This is a genomic window from Planobispora longispora (assembly GCF_016863135.1).
Taxonomy (GTDB): domain Bacteria; phylum Actinomycetota; class Actinomycetes; order Streptosporangiales; family Streptosporangiaceae; genus Planobispora; species Planobispora longispora.
Map to the genome: position 1 here is coordinate 25,856 of NZ_BOOH01000005.1, position 15,517 is coordinate 41,372.

15 protein-coding genes are annotated in these 15,517 nt (G+C 71.9%); 2 read left to right on the plus strand and 13 right to left on the minus strand.

Annotated elements, in window-relative coordinates:
• Positions 1–64: 64 nt before the first annotated feature.
• The 13 genes from coaBC to pyrR all read right to left on the minus strand — a co-directional run bounded on the left by coaBC (position 65) and on the right by pyrR (position 13,021).
• A complete protein-coding gene (coaBC, locus tag Plo01_RS03230; RefSeq protein ID WP_203888958.1) occupies positions 65–1,309 on the minus strand; it encodes a bifunctional phosphopantothenoylcysteine decarboxylase/phosphopantothenate--cysteine ligase CoaBC in 1,245 nt (414 codons plus the stop codon).
• 3 nt (positions 1,310–1,312) lie between these two features.
• On the minus strand, positions 1,313–1,576 hold the full coding sequence (gene rpoZ / locus Plo01_RS03235; protein WP_068922649.1) for a DNA-directed RNA polymerase subunit omega: 264 nt from the start codon (positions 1,574–1,576) through the stop codon (positions 1,313–1,315).
• A 13-nt stretch (positions 1,577–1,589) separates the two neighbouring features.
• Positions 1,590–2,162 (minus strand): guanylate kinase, encoded by a 573-nt coding sequence (gene gmk, locus Plo01_RS03240; protein WP_239315850.1) that lies wholly within the window; start codon positions 2,160–2,162, stop codon positions 1,590–1,592.
• Between the two features lie 195 nt (positions 2,163–2,357).
• Positions 2,358–2,681 (minus strand): integration host factor, actinobacterial type, encoded by a 324-nt coding sequence (mihF, locus tag Plo01_RS03245; protein WP_184938997.1) that lies wholly within the window; start codon positions 2,679–2,681, stop codon positions 2,358–2,360.
• A gap of 252 nt (positions 2,682–2,933) precedes the next feature.
• Positions 2,934–3,647, minus strand: coding sequence for an orotidine-5'-phosphate decarboxylase (gene pyrF, locus Plo01_RS03250; protein WP_203888960.1), 714 nt, complete (start codon positions 3,645–3,647; stop codon positions 2,934–2,936).
• Positions 3,644–4,618 (minus strand): dihydroorotate dehydrogenase, encoded by a 975-nt coding sequence (locus Plo01_RS03255; RefSeq protein WP_203888961.1) that lies wholly within the window; start codon positions 4,616–4,618, stop codon positions 3,644–3,646. The genes pyrF and Plo01_RS03255 overlap by 4 nt, the downstream gene beginning before the upstream one ends.
• A complete protein-coding gene (locus tag Plo01_RS03260) occupies positions 4,608–5,483 on the minus strand; it encodes a dihydroorotate dehydrogenase electron transfer subunit (RefSeq protein ID WP_203888962.1) in 876 nt (291 codons plus the stop codon). Before Plo01_RS03260 ends, Plo01_RS03255 begins: the two co-directional genes overlap by 11 nt.
• Positions 5,480–5,611 carry a hypothetical protein gene (locus tag Plo01_RS40835; RefSeq protein WP_275415356.1) on the minus strand — a complete coding sequence of 44 codons (132 nt, stop codon included), beginning with the start codon at positions 5,609–5,611 and terminating at the stop codon, positions 5,480–5,482. The genes Plo01_RS03260 and Plo01_RS40835 overlap by 4 nt, the downstream gene beginning before the upstream one ends.
• A 12-nt stretch (positions 5,612–5,623) precedes the next feature.
• The gene (gene carB, locus Plo01_RS03265) at positions 5,624–8,944 is read right to left on the minus strand and encodes a carbamoyl-phosphate synthase large subunit (RefSeq protein WP_203888963.1); all 3,321 of its coding nucleotides are present in this window, start codon (positions 8,942–8,944) and stop codon (positions 5,624–5,626) included.
• On the minus strand, positions 8,937–10,187 hold the full coding sequence (gene carA, locus Plo01_RS03270; RefSeq protein ID WP_373871663.1) for a glutamine-hydrolyzing carbamoyl-phosphate synthase small subunit: 1,251 nt from the start codon (positions 10,185–10,187) through the stop codon (positions 8,937–8,939). Before carA ends, carB begins: the two co-directional genes overlap by 8 nt.
• 46 nt (positions 10,188–10,233) lie before the next feature.
• Positions 10,234–11,526 (minus strand): dihydroorotase, encoded by a 1,293-nt coding sequence (locus Plo01_RS03275; RefSeq protein ID WP_203888964.1) that lies wholly within the window; start codon positions 11,524–11,526, stop codon positions 10,234–10,236.
• Positions 11,523–12,455 carry an aspartate carbamoyltransferase catalytic subunit gene (locus Plo01_RS03280; RefSeq protein ID WP_203888965.1) on the minus strand — a complete coding sequence of 311 codons (933 nt, stop codon included), beginning with the start codon at positions 12,453–12,455 and terminating at the stop codon, positions 11,523–11,525. The genes Plo01_RS03275 and Plo01_RS03280 overlap by 4 nt, the downstream gene beginning before the upstream one ends.
• A complete protein-coding gene (gene pyrR, locus Plo01_RS03285; RefSeq protein WP_203888966.1) occupies positions 12,452–13,021 on the minus strand; it encodes a bifunctional pyr operon transcriptional regulator/uracil phosphoribosyltransferase PyrR in 570 nt (189 codons plus the stop codon). Before pyrR ends, Plo01_RS03280 begins: the two co-directional genes overlap by 4 nt.
• 610 nt (positions 13,022–13,631) lie before the next feature.
• On the opposite strand from pyrR, the gene bldD reads away from it, so the two are divergent.
• Together bldD and Plo01_RS03295 are read left to right on the plus strand one after the other, a co-directional pair.
• Positions 13,632–14,126: a transcriptional regulator BldD gene (bldD, locus tag Plo01_RS03290; RefSeq protein WP_068894204.1), complete on the plus strand. Its 495-nt coding sequence runs from the start codon at positions 13,632–13,634 to the stop codon at positions 14,124–14,126.
• Positions 14,127–14,334: 208 nt separating this feature from the next.
• A complete protein-coding gene (locus Plo01_RS03295; protein WP_239315840.1) occupies positions 14,335–15,501 on the plus strand; it encodes a PP2C family protein-serine/threonine phosphatase in 1,167 nt (388 codons plus the stop codon).
• Positions 15,502–15,517 lie beyond the last annotated feature (16 nt).

Genomic DNA, 15,517 nt, shown 5'->3' on the forward strand with positions numbered 1-15,517 from the left:
GGGCGCGACCGGGATCCGGGTAAGGGAGAGCGACCGGGTAAGGGAGGGCGGCCGGGCGGCCGGGTCAGGGAGCGCGGTCGACGCGCGCGGCGACGAGGTCCCAGACCACGTCGGCCAGGGCCTCCTTGGGGCCGCGCGGGATCTCCACCGGCTCGCCGTCGGCGGCCAGGACCACCGCGGCGTTGTCCGGGGTGCCGAAGGCGAGGTTCTCCCCCACCTGGTTGACCACCAGCAGGTCGCAGCCCTTGCGGGCGAGCTTGGCCCGGCCGTTGGCCAGGACGTCGTCGGTCTCCGCGGCGAATCCGACGATCACCGACGGGTACGGCTTCACGCCGTCGCGGCGGCGCTCCCCCAGCTCAGCGAGAATGTCGGGATTTTTCACCAGATGAATGGCGTCCGGCTCGGCCGAGGTCTTCTTTATCTTCGAATCGCTCCGTGCCGCGGGCCGGAAGTCGGCGACGGCGGCGGCCATGACCACGGCGTCGGCGTCCTCCACCGCCTCCAGCACGGCCTCGCGCAACCGCAGGGCCGACTCGACCCGGACCACCGTGACCCCCGCGGGATCGGGCAGCGCGACGTTGGCCGCGATCAGCGTGACCCGGGCGCCGCGGGCGGCGGCCGTACGGGCCAGGGCGTATCCCTGCAGGCCCGAGGAGCGGTTGCCGATGAAGCGGACCGGGTCGATGGCCTCGCGGGTGCCTCCCGCGGAGACGACCACGTGGCGGCCCGCGAGATCGAGGGCGCGCCCGGCGAGGACCCGGCGGCAGACCTCGAAGATCTCTGCGGGGTCGGGCAACCTCCCGCGGCCGGTGTCGGCGCCGGTGAGACGGCCCACGGCGGGGTCGAGGACCAGCGCGCCGCGCTCGCGGAGGGTGGCCACGTTGGCCTGGGTCGCCGGATGCTCCCACATCTCGGTGTGCATGGCCGGGGCGAACACCACCGGGCAGCGCGCGGTGAGCAGGGTGTTGGTCAGCAGGTCGCCGGCCAGCCCGTGGGCGGCCTTGGCCAGCACGTCGGCGGTGGCGGGGGCCACCACCACCAGATCGGCGCCCTGCCCGATGCGGACGTGCGGCACCTCGTGCACGGCGTCCCAGACGTCGGCGCTCACCGGGTTGCCGGAGAGCGCGGCCCAGGTCGGCTCGCCGACGAAGCGGAGCGCCTCCCGGGTCGGGACCACCCGGACGTCGTGCCCGGACTCGGTGAACAGGCGCAGCAGCTCGCACGCCTTGTAGGCGGCGATGCCCCCGCTCACCCCGAGGACGACGCTGGGCCTGCCGGGCGTGTCCCGGCCGGGCGTCCCGGTGGACAAGGGCTAGCCCTCGATGGGCTCGGTGGTGAGCAGGCCCTCGCTGACCTCGCGCAGCGCGATGGACAGCGGCTTCTCCTGCGCGTGGGTCTCCACCAGCGGGCCGACGTACTCCAGCAGGCCCTCGCCGAGCTGGGAGTAGTAGGCGTTGATCTGGCGGGCGCGCTTCGAGCCGATGATCACAAGGCTGTACTTGCTGTCGACGATGTCGAGGAGCGCGTCGATCGACGGGTGGGTGATGCCTTCTGTGTAGGCAGCGTTGCTTGCCACGTTGTGTTTTCCCCTAGCTAGGTGAACGTCCGGGGCGTGAAGCCTCGGGAGCATCGGCCATCAAGGCTATCAGCCGGTGGCATACATCCTGGACGGACGTGTTCACCAGGGTCATGTCGAATTCCTGCTCGGCGGCCATCTCGACGCGGCCCGCGGCCAGACGGCGGGCGATGACGTCCTCCGGCTCGGTGCCCCGGCCGCGCAGGCGCTTCTCCAGCTCCTCCCAGCTCGGAGGGGCCAGGAAGACCAGCAGCGCCTCCGGCATGGTCGCCCGGACCTGGCGCGCGCCCTGCAGGTCGATCTCCAGCAGCGTGGGGACCCCGGCGGCGAGCTTCTCCAGGACCGGCGTCCTGGGGGTTCCGTACCGGTTGCCGGCGAACTCGGCCCACTCCAGCAGCTCGCCGCAGGCGATGAGGCGGTCGAACTCGTCGCCGTCGGCGAAGAAGTACTCCACCCCGTGGGTCTCCCCGGGGCGGGGCTTCCTGGTGGTCACCGAGACCGACAGCCACACCTCGGGGTGTGCCCGCCGAAGCTCGGCGACGACCGTGGACTTGCCCACGCCCGACGGACCGGACAGGACCGTCAGGCGGTTGCCCGTCGGCCCGGTGGAGGCTCGCGCCTCCTCCGGGCTCCGGGCCGGAGGTCTGGAGTCACCGGATCCGCTCCGCGCGGCTTCCTCCGGAACCCGGCTCTCGCCGGGCCACGACGTTCCGGTCACTCCAAACCCCCCGTTGATGCCATCCCCGCTGCTGCGAGGTGAGCGTGATGGTACGAACCGAGATTAGCCCTCGGCCCCACCGAACTCACGCTCAAGGGAGGCGCGCTGGTTGGCGCCGAGACCCCGCACGCGGCGGGACTCGGCGATACCGAGCCGCTCCATGAGCTGCTTGGCGCGGACCTTGCCCACGCCGGGAAGGGACTCCAGAAGGGCAGAGACCTTCATCTTGCCGATGACGTCATCGGCCTGCCCATCCTTGAGCACCTCGGCCAGAGAGACCGCACCGTGCTTCAGGCGGTTCTTGACCTCGGCACGCTCTTTACGGGCCTTGGCAGCCTTTTCCAGGGCTGCGGCGCGCTGCTCAGGTGTAAGGGGAGGAAGAGCCACGCCGGGTCACCTCGAATTTCCTGTCGATGTACTCGGACGGGAAGGGAAACTAGCTGGTCACGGCGTTCCAAGCAACGTCAAGACCAATTTCTCTCCCCAGAAAGGCAACTTCGTCACCGTCCGCGTCCGGATTACTGCGAAGTGTGGCGGAAATGAGGTTCACCCGGGAGTTCCAAGCGATCTAGATCACACTGCCCGCCGCGCCCTGGCCGGGCGTTTCGCGCGTCCCGGGCGCACGTTCCGCCCCTGTCGTCACACCGCTCGCCCGGCGGCGCCGGAGGAGCGCCGCAGGGCCGCGGCGATGCCCGCGGCGGCCGCCCCGGGGTCGGCCGCGCCGGTGATCGGGCGTCCGATCACCAGGAGGTCGGCGCCGTCGGCGAACGCCCGCTCGGGGGTGGCCACCCTCGCCTGGTCCTGACTCTCGGCGCCGGGGGGCCGGACGCCGGGGGTGATCAGCGTGATGTCCGGCCCGACCTCCGCGCGCACCGCGGCGACCTCCCGCGGCGAGCAGACGAGAGCCTGCGCCCCCGCGCCGACCGCCAGGAGCGCCAGACGGCGCACGGCGTCGTCCGGCGGCCCCGCGATGCCCGCCCGCTCGAGATCGGCCTCTGAGAGCGACGTGAGCACCGTCACGGCCGCGATCTGGGTGACGGGGGCGGCCTCCACCGCCGCCCGGATCATCGCCGGCCCTCCGGCCGCGTGGACGGTCAGGATCGCGGGCTTGAGCCGGGCCACGGCCCTGGCCGCCCCCGCCACGGTGTTGGGGATGTCGTGCAGCTTCAGGTCCAGGAACACCCGCACTCCGCTCGCCCCGCGCACCGAGGCGATCACGTCGGGGCCGTAGCGCAGGTACAGTTCGAGCCCGACCTTGACCGTGCTGACATGCGGGGTCACCAGGCTCGCCCAGCGGGCCGCGGTCTCCAGGTCGGGCGCGTCCAGGGCGACGGCGATGGGGGCGGGAGTCACAGCGAGCTCTCCTCGAAGTCCGTACGGTGCCGGGCGGTCGCCCCCGGCGGGCGGTGGGCCAGTCCGATCACGTCGGCCAGCCGCTGGTACCCTCGCGCCGCCACGATCTCCTCGAGCTCGCGCAGGACGCGCAGGCAGGCGGAGGGGTCGTGGAACAGCGCCGTGCCCACCGCGACGACGCAGGCCCCGGCCAGGATCAGCTCGAAGGCGTCCCTGCCCGTCAGCACGCCGCCCATGCCGATGATGGGCACGTCGGGCAGGGCGGCGCGGACCTGCCACACGCAGCGTACGGCCAGCGGGCGGATGGCCGGTCCCGACAGCCCGCCGGTGCCCGCCGCGAGCGAGGGGAGCATGGTCTCGGTGTCGATGCTCATGCCGAGCGGATTGTTGATCATCGACAGCGCGTCGGCCCCCGAGGCGGCGCACGCGCGGGCGACGCTGACGATGTCGGCGGTGTCCGGCGAGAGCTTGGCCACCACCGGCACGTCGTAGCGCATGACCGCGCGCACCGCGGCGATCACCTCGGCCGAGGCCGCGCCGTCCCGCGCGAAGACCCGCCCCCGGTCCTCGATGTTGGGGCAGGACAGGTTGACCTCCAGGGCGGTCACCCCGGGCGCGTCGTTGAGCCTGCGGGCCAGCGCGGTGTACTCGGCCACGGTGCCGCCGCCGATGGACACCACGGTCCTGACGTTGCGCTGGGCCAGCCAGGGCAGCTCCCGCGCCAGGAAGGCGTCCACGCCCGGCCCCTGCAGGCCGACGGCGTTCAGCAGCCCGGAGGGCGTCTCGGTCATCCGGGGGGTCGGGCGGCCCGCCCGGGGGGCCATGGTGATCGACCGCGTGGTCAGCGCGCCGATCCTGCCCAGATCGAAGAACTGGGCCAGCTCGGCCCCCGAGCCGCCGCACCCCGCCGCCGTGACGATCGGGTTGGCCAGCTCCACGTGTCCCAGGTACGTCCGCATGTCAACTGACATTTCGCGATCCTCCGCCGGGCGCGCCGAGCGCGTCGAAAGGGATCGTTCCCACGTCGTCGAAGCGCACGCGCTCCCCCCGGAAAGCCGGCCCCTCGACGCACGCGCGGACCATCCGGGTGACCCCGTCCTCGCCGATGACCGGGAGCACGCACGTCATGCACAGGCCGATCCCGCAGGCCATGCGCTCCTCCACTGCCACCTGGATCGGGATGTCGAACTCGACCGCCACGGCGGTCGCCCTGCGGAGCGTCTCCATCGGGCCGCAGGCGTACACGACGTCGGCCCGCACATCGGCGATCACGCCGGGCAGCGCGTCGGTCACCCGGCCGCGCACGCCCAGCGAGCCGTCCTCGGTGGTCAGAGTGGGGGTCTCCGTCATCCTGCGGGCGCGCTTGGCCCCGAACACCCGGTCGGCCGAGGCCCCGCCGAGCACGAAGTCGACGCGGCAGCCGCGCCGCTGGAGGGCGTCCGCGACCGGGAAGAGCATGGCGGAGCCGTACTCGTCGCCGACCACGACGCAGTTCACCGGGTCCCGGGGCAGCGGGAACGGGCGGCCGAGCGGGCCGACCAGGTCCAGAGTGTCACGGGCGCGGCGCTCGGCCAGCCAGGCCGTGCCCGGGCCGTCCACCGCGAAGACGAACTCCACCGAGCCGCCGTAGTCGGGCTTGACGTCGTGGATGAAGAAGGCACGGCGCGTCAGCATGGACGTGTGCGGCCCGCCGACGGCCACCGCCAGGAAGTGGCCCGGGCGGAACCCCTCGGCGATGCGCGGGGCGAGCACGGTCAGCGCATGGTAGGCGTCGACCTGGCGGGTCGTCAGCACCGTGCCCGTGACCTGTACCGGAGTAACAGGCGTCTCCCTCACCTCCGCTGGGGGGCGTCCCCGTCCGTCCCCGCCGCCGTGACGATCGGCGCGGAGACCGGCGGGAACGCCCCGGGGACGTCAACCTCGCAACCGCTCTCGCCCATGGTCGCGTCCGGCTCGTCGCTCACACCACGGACGGCTCATCCTTCGCCACCCGCCACGCTCGCTCCTCGCCTCAACCGCTCCGCATGCTCCTGGAGCGACCGTACGCCGATGTCACCGCGCACGATGGCCTGAATGCCCTGGACTGCCGCCGCCAGTCCCTGGACGGTCGTGATGCAGGGGATCCCCCGCAGCACGGCCGCGGTGCGGATCTCGTAGCCGTCCAGCCGCGGCCCGGACTGACCGGGGCTGCCGAAGGGCGTGTTCACGATGAGATCCACCTCGCCGTCCAGGATGCGCCGGACGATCGTCGGCTCTCCTTCCGGACCGACCCCGTCGCTCTGCTTGCGCACGATCTTGGCACGGACGCCGTTCCGGCGCAGCACCTCGGCCGTTCCCTCGGTGGCCAGGATCTCGAAGCCGATGTCCGCGAGCGCCTTCACCGGGAAGATCATGGCCCGCTTGTCCCGGTTCGCCACCGAGACGAAGGCCCGCCCCTTGGTCGGCAGCGCGCCGTAGGCGGCGTCCTGCGACTTGGCGTAGGCCGTGCCGAAGAACTCGTCGATGCCCATGACCTCGCCGGTGGAGCGCATCTCCGGGCTCAGCACGATGTCCACCCCGCGGAAGCGGTTGAACGGCAGCACCGCCTCCTTGACCGCGATCGGCGCGTCCAGCGGCAGGGTGCCGCCGTCGCCGTCGGCCGGGAGCATGCCCTCGGCGCGCAGCTCGGCGACCGTCGCGCCCATCATCACCCGGGCCGCCGCCTTGGCCAGCGGCACCGCCGTGGCCTTGGAGACGAACGGCACGGTACGGCTGGCGCGCGGGTTGGCCTCCAGCACGTACAGGATGTTCGCCGACATGGCGTACTGCACGTTGAGCAGGCCGCGCACGCCCACCCCGCGGGCGATGGCCTCGGTGGCGGCGCGGATGCGCTTGATGTCGTAGCCGCCGAGCGTCATCGGCGGCAGCGAGCACGCCGAGTCGCCGGAGTGGATGCCGGCCTCCTCGATGTGCTCCATCACGCCGCCGAGGTAGAGCTCCTCGCCGTCGAACAGGGCGTCCACGTCGATCTCGACGGCCTCGTCGAGGAACTTGTCCACCAGCACCGGGCGGTCGGCGGTCGCGCCCGCCCGCGCCATGTAGGTGACCAGGGTCTCGTCGTCGTAGACGATCGCCATGCCCGCGCCGCCCAGCACGTAGCTCGGGCGCACCAGCACCGGGTAGCCGATCTCCGCGGCGATCTCCAGCGCCTCCTGCTCGGTCACCGCGGTGCCGTGCTTGGGCGCGGGCAGCCCGGCCTCGGCCAGCACGCGGCCGAACGCGCCGCGCTCCTCGGCCAGGTGGATGGACTCGGGCGAGGTGCCGACGATCGGCACCCCGGCGTCCTTGAGCGCCTGCGCCAGGCCGAGCGGGGTCTGCCCGCCGAGCTGGACGATGACGCCCGCCACCGGGCCGGTCTGCTGCTCGGCGTGGACGACCTCCAGCACGTCCTCCAGGGTGAGCGGCTCGAAGTAGAGCCGGTCGGAGGTGTCGTAGTCGGTGGAGACCGTCTCCGGGTTGCAGTTGACCATGACGGTCTCGTAGCCCGCGGCCGACAGCTCGAACGAGGCGTGCACGCACGCGTAGTCGAACTCGATGCCCTGGCCGATCCGGTTGGGTCCGGAGCCGAGGATGAGGACCTTCGGGCGCTCGCCGTACGGGACCTCGGTCTCCTCGTCGTAGGTGGAGTAGAGGTACGGCGTCTGCGCGGCGAACTCGGCGGCGCAGGTGTCGACGGTGTTGTAGACCGGGCGCACCCCGAGCGCGTGGCGCAGGTCGCGCACGCGGGCCTCGTCCATGCCGCGGATCTCGGCGATCTGCACGTCGCTGAAGCCGTACCGCTTGACCCGGACCAGGGTCTCGGCGTCCAGCTGCGGCGCCTCGGCCAGCTCCGCGGCGACCTCGTCGATCGCGAAGAGCTGGTCCAGGAACCACGGGTCGACGGCGGTGGCCTCGAACAGCTCCTGCGGGGTCGCCCCGGCCCGGATGGCCTGCTGCATGGTGCGCAGCCGGCCGTCGTGCGGCTTGCCGCAGGCGGCCAGCAGCTGGTCCTTGTCGCCGGGGTCGCCGGCCCAGGAGAAGGCGGCGCCCTTCTTCTCCAGCGAGCGCAGCGCCTTCTGCAGGGCCTCGGGGAAGGACCGGCCGATGGCCATGGCCTCGCCGACCGACTTCATGTGGGTGGTCAGGGTCTGGTCGGCCCCGGTGAACTTCTCGAAGGCGAAGCGCGGCACCTTGACCACGACGTAGTCGAGCGCGGGCTCGAACGAGGCCGGGGTCTCGCGGGTGATGTCGTTGGGGATCTCGTCGAGGGTGTAGCCGATGGCGAGCTTGGCCGCGATCTTGGCGATCGGGAAGCCGGTGGCCTTGGAGGCCAGGGCGCTCGACCGCGACACGCGCGGGTTCATCTCGATGACGATCATGCGGCCGGTGCGCGGGTTGACCGCGAACTGGATGTTGCAGCCGCCGGTGTCCACGCCGACCTCGCGGATGACCGCGATGGCGACGTCGCGCATGTTCTGGTACTCGCGGTCGGTGAGGGTCATCGCGGGGGCCACGGTGACGCTGTCGCCGGTGTGCACGCCCATCGGGTCGAGGTTCTCGATGGAGCAGACGATGACGACGTTGTCGGCCCTGTCGCGCATGACCTCCAGCTCGTACTCCTTCCAGCCGAGGATGGACTCCTCCAGGAGCACCTCGGTGGTCGGCGAGGCGTCGAGGCCCGCCCCGGCGATGCGGCGCAGGTCCTCCTCGTCGTGCGCGAAGCCGGACCCGACGCCGCCCATGGTGAAGGAGGGCCGCACGACCAGCGGGTAGCCCAGCTCCCCCACCGCCGCCAGGCACTCGTCCATGGTGTGGCAGACGACCGACTTGGCGGACTCGGCGTTGAGGCCGTGCTCGGCCGCGACCTTGGCGACGATCTCCTTGAACCGCTCGCGGTTCTCGCCCGCCTGGATGGCGTCCACGTCGGCGCCGATCAGCTCGACGTTGTACTTGGCGAGCACGCCCGCCTCGTACAGGGCGATCGCGGTGTTGAGCGCGGTCTGCCCGCCCAGGGTGGGCAGCAGGGCGTCCGGGCGCTCCTTGGCGATGATCTTCTCGACGATCTCCGGCGTGATCGGCTCGACGTAGGTCGCGTCGGCGAACTCGGGGTCCGTCATGATCGTCGCCGGGTTGCTGTTGACGAGGATCACGCGGAAGCCCTCGGCGCGCAGCACGCGGCAGGCCTGGGTGCCGGAGTAGTCGAACTCGCAGGCCTGCCCGATCACGATCGGCCCGGAGCCGATCACCATGACCGACTGGATGTCCGTGCGCTTAGGCACCCTTGCTCTCCTCTGTCCTCGTGGTCCCGCCACGCTCCATCAAACGGCAGAAGTCGTCGAACAGGCTCGCCGAGTCGTGCGGGCCGGCCGCGGCCTCGGGGTGGTACTGGACGCTGAAGGCGGGCCGGTCGAGCAGCCGCAGGCCCTCGACGCAGTCGTCGTTGAGGTTGACGTGGCTGACCTCCGCCGGGCCGTACGGCGTGTCGAAGGATCCCTCCAGCGGGGCCTCGACGGCGAAGCCGTGGTTGTGCGCGGAGATCTCCACCTTGCCGGTGCGGCGGTCCTGGACCGGCTGGTTGACCCCGCGGTGCCCGTAGCGCAGCTTGTAGGTGCCCAGGCCCAGGGCCCGGCCGAAGATCTGGTTGCCGAAGCAGATGCCGAAGAACGGCTTGCCCGCCTCCAGCACCCCGCGCAGCGCGGTCACCGGGCCGTCGGCGGTGGCCGGGTCGCCGGGGCCGTTGGAGAAGAACACCCCGTCGGGGTCGAGCGCGAGGATGTCGTCGGCCGTGGCGGTGGCGGGCAGCACGTGCACCTCGCAGCCGCGCTCGGCCATCCGGTGCGGGGTCATGGACTTGATGCCCAGGTCCACGGCGGCCACGGTGTACTTCTTCTCGCCGAGGGCGGGGATCACGTACGGCTCGGCCGCGGAGACCTGCTCGGCCAGGTCGGCGCCCTCCATCCCGGGGCTGCGGCGGACCCTCTCCACCAGCTCCCCGACCGGGGCGAGAGCCTCGCCGGAGAAGACGCCGGCGCGCATGGCGCCGCGCTCGCGCAGGTGGCGGGTGAGGGCGCGGGTGCCGGGGATGGCGATCCCGACGACGCCGTTCTCCTTGAGGTAGTCGTCCAGGGAGCGGTTGGCCCGCCAGTTCGAGGAGACGCGCGCGGGCTCGCGGACCACGTATCCGGCGACCCAGACGCGGGAGGACTCGGGGTCCTCGTCGTTGACCCCGGTGTTGCCGATGTGCGGCGCGGTCATCGCGACGATCTGGCGGTGGTAGGAGGGGTCGGTGAGGGTCTCCTGGTAGCCGGTCATGCCGGTGTTGAAGACCATCTCGCCGAAGGTCTCGCCCTCGGCGCCGTAAGGGGTGCCGTGGAAGACGCGGCCGTCCTCCAGAACGAGGACCGCGGTGGCGGCGCCACCCGCGGCCGTGGCATGCCTGCCGGCTCGCTCGCTTCGCTCAGTCACAGAAACATCCCGATCATCTCGGTCATCGCTTACCAAAGTATGAAATATCCGGCGCATGGGTGACGGGCGCCTCCACCATGTGGGACGCCCGTGCACCGGAGGGTCATGCGAGCTTGCCGTCCAGGACGGTCGGACGGCCGCGCAGGAAGGTCGCCACGACGCGCCCGGGGAGGCTCCGGCCCTCGTAGGGGGTGTTACGGCTCTTGGACGCGTAGGACCCCGGGTCCACCTCCGCGCGCACGGAGGCGTCGTAGAGGGTGATGTTCGCCGGGGAGCCCGCCGCGATCGGGTGACCGTGACCGGCCAGGCGGCCGATCCGCGCCGGGGCGTACGACATGCGCTCGGCGACCCCGGCCCAGTCGAGCAGCCCGGTCTCCACCATCGCCTCCTGGACCACCGCCAGCGCCGTCTCCAGGCCGATCATCCCCATGGCCGCGGCGCCCCACTCGGTCTCCTTGTCCTCGACCGGGTGCGGGGCGTGGTCGGTGGCGACGACGTCGATCGTGCCGTCGGCCAGGGCCTCGCGCAGCGCCTCCACGTCGGCGCGGGTGCGCAGCGGCGGGTTCACCTTGTAGATCGGGTTGTAGGCGCCGACCGGGGAGTCCTCGACGAGGTCGTCGGTGAGCAGCAGGTGGTGCGGGGTCACCTCGGCGGTGACGTCCCAGCCCTTCGACTTGGCCCAGCGGATGATCTCCACCGAGCCCGCCGTGGAGACGTGGCAGACGTGCAGGCGGGAGCCGACGTGCGCGGCGAGCAGGCAGTCGCGCGCGATGATCGCCTCCTCGGCGACCGCGGGCCAGCCGGTCAGGCCGAGCCTGCCGGAGACGGCGCCCTCGTTCATCTGCGCGCCGGCGGTCAGGCGCGGCTCCTGGGCGTGCTGGGCCACCACCCCGTCGAAGGCCTTGACGTACTCCAGCGCGCGGCGCATGAGCACCGCGTCGGAGACGCACTTGCCGTCGTCGGAGAAGACGCGGACGCGGGCGGCGGAGTCGGCCATCGCGCCGAGCTCGGCCAGCCGCTCGCCGGACAGGCCCTCGGTGACGGCGCCGACCGGCTGCACGTCGCAGTGGCCGGCCGCGAGGCCCAGGCGCCACACCTGCTCCACGACTCCGGCGGTGTCGGCGACCGGGGAGGTGTTGGCCATGGCGTGCACGGCGGTGTAGCCGCCCAGCGCGGCCGCGCGGGTGCCGGACTCGACGGTCTCGGCGTCCTCGCGGCCGGGCTCGCGCAGGTGGGTGTGGAGGTCCACCAGGCCGGGCAGGGCGATGAGGCCCCGGGCGTCGACGGTTTCGTCCCCGGTCAGGTCCTGGCCGACCGCGGTGACGACGCCGTCCTCGATCAGGATGTCGGCGGGCTCGCCACCGAGGATCCGAGCGCCCTTGATGACGATGCTCACTGGTCTTCTCCTCCGAGGTCGGCGCCGCCGAGCAGCAGGTACAGGACGGCCATGCGGGTGGTCACGCCGTTGGCGACCTGCTCGACGATCGTCGAGCGCGGCGAGTCGGCCACCTCCGCCGCGATCTCCATGCCCCGGTTCATCGGCCCGGGGTGCATCACGATGACACCGTCGTCCAGCTTGGCGGCGCGGTCGCGGTCGAGGCCGTACCGGCGGCTGTACTCCCGCTCGGTGGGGAAGAACGCGGCGTTCATCCGCTCGCGCTGCACGCGCAGCATCATGACGACGTCCGACTTGGGCAGCATGGAGTCGAGGTCGTAGGAGACCTCGCACGGCCAGGAGCCGACGCTCACCGGCAGCAGGGTCGGCGGGGCGACCAGGGTCACCTCGGCGCCGAGCGTGCTCAGCAGCAGCACGTTGGAGCGGGCGACCCGGCTGTGCAGGATGTCACCGACGATGGTGACCCTGCGGCCCTCCAGCGAGCCGAGGCGGCGGCGCATCGTGAAGGCGTCGAGCAGGGCCTGCGTGGGGTGCTCGTGGGTGCCGTCGCCGGCGTTGACGACGCTGCCGCGCACCCAGCCGGCCAGGCGGTGCGGCGCGCCGGAGGCGCCGTGCCGGATGACCACGGCGTCGGCGCCCATCGCCTCCAGCGTCAGCGCGGTGTCCTTGAGCGACTCTCCCTTGGAGACGCTGGACCCCTTGGCGGAGAAGTTGATGACGTCGGCCGACAGGCGCTTGGCCGCGGCCTCGAAGGAGATCCGGGTCCGGGTGGAGTCCTCGAAGAAGAGGTTGACCACCGTACGGCCCCGCAGCGTGGGCAGCTTCTTGATGGAACGGTCCGAGATCCTCGCCAGCTCGTCGGCGGTGTCGAGGATGAGCAGGGCGTCGTCGCGGCTCAGGTCGGCCGCCGAGATCAGGTGCCGCTTCACTTGTCCTCCTCTTTCAGCAGCAGGACGGCGTCGCGGCCGTCGCGCTCTTCCAGGTAGACCTTGACGATCTCGGACTTGGAGGTCGGGAGGTTCTTGCCCACGTAGTCGGCCCGGATGGGGAGCTCGCGGTGCCCCCGGTCCACCAGCGCGGCGAGCTGCACGGCCCGGGGGCGGCCCAGGTCGTTGAGCGCGTCGAGCGCGGCGCGGACGGTCCGGCCGGAGTAGAGCACGTCGTCGACCAGGACGACCGTCTTGTCGTCGATGCCGTCCGGCGGGAGCTCGGTGCGCCCGAGCGGCCGGGCCGGCCTGGTGCGCAGGTCGTCGCGGTACATCGTGATGTCGAGCGAGCCGACCGGGACCGGGTGGCCCTCGAACTGCCTGATGTGCCCGGCCAGGCGGCGGGCGAGATGGACGCCCCGCGTGGGGATCCCGAGGAGGACGACGTCCTCGCCGCCCTTGGTGCGTTCGAGGATCTCGTGGGAGATGCGGATCAGCGCCCGGTTGATGTCGGGGCCTTCGAGGACCGCGTGCGCCGATGTGTGGGCACGCGAAACAGCCTCGGCCAAGAGAACACCACCTTTCCCGCCTCACGGGACGGGTCTTAAAGGAAGTCGACGTCTTCACGGTAGCAGCCGCGGGACGGCCGACCGGCACCGGGCGGCCACTTCCCCACCTGGGCGGACAGGGGTTCGCGGGCCCCCGCGCCCCTGCGGCCCGGCCCGGCGGCGCCCCCTTCCGGCGCCCCGGAGGAGAAAGATCTACCTTCCCGTCCTCCCCTCTCCCCCGCCGGCGGCGATTCCCCTCACGCGGGAGCGCGCGCCCTGTTTCGGCGCCCCGGGGAAGGCGGACGCTGTTCACGTGTCACGGATAGCGCTCTCCATACCTTCCGACCAGGGGAAACGTCACGATCTCGCCGTGCGAGAATGGACATGCAGGACATTTGATGCGGATCCCACCGGACCGGATTCGGCATCTTTTTTCCAATCAGCTTGACCTTCAGCGTTCACGGCTTTACCGTCACTGTCCGTAACCACATGTCGCGGCGTTACGGGGCGAACCCTGTCGCTTCGGTCACTGAAGGTGCCCGTCCTGGGTACCAACCCGGTGGACGGTGCACAGGCCGCGAGATAGCACAATCAATTGAAAGCAGCAATTAAGAGAGCCGGGGGGCACACGATGCCGTCTGAGTACGCCAAGTCGCTGGGTGCACGACTCCGCGCCATCCGCACCCAGCAGGGCCTGTCCCTGCACGGAGTCGAAGAGAAGTCCCGTGGGCGGTGGAAGGCTGTCGTCGTCGGCTCCTACGAGCGTGGCGACCGTGCGGTCACGGTGCAGAAGCTTGCCGAACTGGCCGATTTCTACGGGGTCCCGGTCTCCGAGTTGCTGCCCGGCGGTGCGGCCCCGAGCCCGCTCGGCCCGACGCCGAAGCTTGTGATCGACCTTGAGCGCCTCTCGCAGCTCCCCAAGGAGAAGGCCGGTGCGCTCGCCCGCTACGCGGCCACCATCCAGAGCCAGCGTGGTGACTACAACGGCAAGGTGCTGTCCATCCGCCAGGAGGACCTGCGCTCGCTCGCCGTCATCTACGACAAGTCCCCCAGCGAGCTCACCGAGGAGCTCATCAACTGGGGTGTCCTGGACCCCGAGGCGCGCCGCGCCGTCGACTCCTTCTGACACCCCGCGGCCGTCCGGCCGCGGGCGCTCCGGAACCCGGTGCGCCCGCGGCCGCCGCCGCTCCTCTCTCGGCAAACATCCGCACGTATTCCGCCACGGCCCGCGATCGCTGTGGTAGGAAAAAACAAACATGCCGTTTGGCTGGACGCGGTGCTGGCGGGACGTGGTGCGGATGCTGCGGAGAGACGATCCTCGTGATCACTCTCCGGTGCGCCCTTCCGCCCGTCTCCGCGCGCTCCTGACGCCCCTGCGCTCCGCCGCGAGCCGCGCCGTCGCCAGGCTGCTCTCCTCCGTCGAGACGACCAAGACCCAGGCCACCCTCAGGTCCCTGCCGTTCATCGTGATGGCCGTGGTGGTCCTGATCGATCTCGCCTCCGGCCCGGCCTCCGGCCTCTTCCCCCTGCTGGCGCTGGGCCCCGCCTTCGCCAGCGTGGCGTGCGGGCCGGCCCGCACCACCGTGATCGGCGCCATCGCGCTCGTGCTGTGCTTCGCGCTCGCCCTGTACAACGACGGCCTCTGGGAGCCCCGCACCACCATCACCGCCATGGCCATCCTCGGCGTGACGCTGGCCAGCGTCCTGGCCAGCGCCGGACGGATCCGCCACGAACAGCGGCTCGCCGACGTCCGCTCGGTCGCCGAGGCCGCCCAGCGCGTGCTGCTGCGCCCGGTCCCCCGCCGGGCGGGGCCCGGGATCGGCGTCGCGGTCTCCTACACCTCCGCCACGGCCGAGGCCCGCATCGGCGGCGACCTGTACGAGGTCGTCACCACTCCGCACGGCGTCCGGGTCATCGTCGGAGACGTCCAGGGCAAGGGGCTCGAGGCCGTGGAGACCGCGGCGGTGGTGCTGGGCGCCTTCCGCGAGGCGGCGTACGACGAGGCCGGGCTCCGGGGCGTGGTGACCCGGCTGGAGAACGCCCTGACCCGCGAGCTGTCCGGCGAGCAGTTCGTCACCGCCGTGCTCGCCGAGACCACCGGCGGCGACTCCCTCACCGTCCTGAGCTGCGGCCACCCGCCCCCCATGGTGATCACCTCCCGCGGCGACCACTGGTTCGCCGACCCGCCGGACGAGGCGCTCCCCCTGGGCATGGGGTCGCTCCAGGTCACCGAGCCGGCGCCCTACCGGCTCCCGTTCGGACCCGGCGACCAGATCCTCTTCTACACCGACGGCGTGATCGAGGCCAGGGACGGCACCGGCCGCTTCTACCCCCTCGCCTCCCGCGCGCACCTGCTGTCCGGCGCCGACCCCCAGCTCGCCCTGGACGCCCTCCGCGCCGACCTCCTGCGCCATGTGGGCCGCCCGCTGGCCGACGACGCCGCCATGCTCCTGCTCCGCCACCGCACCGCTCGCCCGACCCCCGCCCGGCACGCCGCCTGACCCCCTACGGCGCCCC

Coding starts and splice junctions, on each gene's coding strand:
- bldD (WP_068894204.1), top strand. CDS start 13,632: ATGCCGTCTGAGTACGCCAAGTCGCTGGGTGCACGACTCCGCGCCATC.
- Plo01_RS03255 (WP_203888961.1), bottom strand. CDS start 4,618: ATGTCAGTTGACATGCGGACGTACCTGGGACACGTGGAGCTGGCCAAC.
- carA (WP_373871663.1), bottom strand. CDS start 10,187: ATGCGCCGGATATTTCATACTTTGGTAAGCGATGACCGAGATGATCGG.